Source organism: Streptomyces sp. NPDC051172, from assembly GCF_040682555.1.
In the GTDB taxonomy this organism is placed as follows: Bacteria; Actinomycetota; Actinomycetes; order Streptomycetales; family Streptomycetaceae; genus Streptomyces.
The window spans coordinates 1-1,473 of record NZ_JBFBBE010000340.1 but is presented as its reverse complement, the minus strand read 5'-3'; the positions used below and the strand labels follow the sequence as shown (position 1 = coordinate 1,473).

At 74.3% G+C, this 1,473-nt stretch carries 2 protein-coding genes; both read left to right on the top strand.

Going from position 1 to position 1,473, the window contains the following annotated elements; genetic code table 11:
* The first annotated feature begins 25 nt into the window (after window positions 1-25).
* Complete coding sequence (locus AB0N07_RS50920) at window positions 26-757, top strand: pyridoxal-phosphate dependent enzyme (RefSeq protein WP_365847797.1); 732 nt, start codon at window positions 26-28, stop codon at window positions 755-757.
* 54 nt (window positions 758-811) lie between these two features.
* The coding region (locus tag AB0N07_RS50915; protein WP_365847795.1) for a hypothetical protein at window positions 812-1,473 on the top strand (662 nt) is incomplete at its 3' end.

Here is a 1,473-nt window from a genome sequence, read left to right as displayed (position 1 = left end):
CCTGCTCGGCACGTAGGTGGTCTCGGTGGAGCGCGAGGGCCGCTCCCTGAAGGAGGCCGTGGACTCGGCGTTCGAGGTGTACGCGGCGGACCCGGAGCAGTACCTGTTCGCGATCGGCTCCGTGGTGGGCCCGCACCCGTTCCCCACGATGATCCGCGACTTCCAGTCCGTGGTCGGCCGCGAGGCCCGCGCCCAGTTCCAGGAGCGGTTCGGGGCGCTGCCGAGCGCCGTCGTCGCCGCGGTGGGCGGCGGCTCCAACGCGATGGGCGCGTTCACCGCGTTCCTCGACGACGCCGACGTCGCGCTCGTGGGCGTGGAGCCCGGCGGCCGCTCTGCGACCAAGGGCGAGCACGCGATGACCATGACCCAGGGCCGCGACGGCGTCCTCCACGGCATGGCCACCCTCGTCCTCGCCGACGACGACGGCACCCCGGACCCCGTGCACTCGATCGCCTCGGGCCTGGACTACCCGGGCGTCGGCCCGCAGCACGCCCACTTCGCGCGTGTCGGCCGTGTCCGGTACGTGGCCGAGGACGACGCGGCCGTGCTCGACGCGTTCCAGCGGCTCACGAGGCTCGAGGGCGTCATCCCCGCGCTCGAGTCCGCGCACGCCGTGGCGCACGCGATCCGCCTCGCCCCGCAGATGGGCCGGGACGAGCGGATCCTCGTCAACCTCTCCGGCCGCGGGGACAAGGACGTGGACTACGTGGCCGAGAAGCTCGGTCTCACGGGCGAGGCGGACGAGGTCGTGCGGTGAGCTGAGGCGGCGGCCCGGCGGCGTCCCCGGTCAGCGCGTAGCCTGACACGCGTGATGACCCTGATGTGGGGCGCCGTCGCCGCGTCCTCCCTGCTCGTGGGCGCCGTCCTGGCGACCCTGCGCCGCTGGCACATGGGCACGATCGGACTCGTGCTCGCCTTCGGCGCCGGCGCTCTGATCGCGTCCGTGTCCTTCGAGCTCGCGGAGGCGGGCGTGCAGGCAGCCGGGCCTGCCGCCGTCGGCATCGGGCTGGCGCTCGGCGCGGCCGCCTACTTCCTCGGCGACCGAGCGGTGGAGCGCTCCGCCGCGAGGTCCGGCGGCTCGTCCTCGGGCGCGGCGCTGACCGTGGGCGCGCTGCTGGACGGCATCCCCGAGCAGCTCGTGCTGGGCATCGGGCTGGCCGCGGGCGAGGGCGTGTCCCTCGCGCTGCTCGTGGCGATCTTCATGTCCAACCTGCCCGAGTCCATCGCCGCCACGGCCGACTCCCTCGACGGCGGCAAGACGCGCCGCCACCTGCTGATCCAGTGGTCGCTCGTGACGGTGGTCTGCACCCTGGCGACGTGGGGCGGCGGGCTGATCGCCGACGTCGCCTCCCCCGCCCTGACCGGCGGCATCCAGGGCTTCGCGGCCGGCGCCCTGCTGGTCATGCTGATCGACACGATGATCCCCGAGGCCCGCGAGAAGGGCGGGGAGAAGGCCGGGCTGCTGACCGTGGT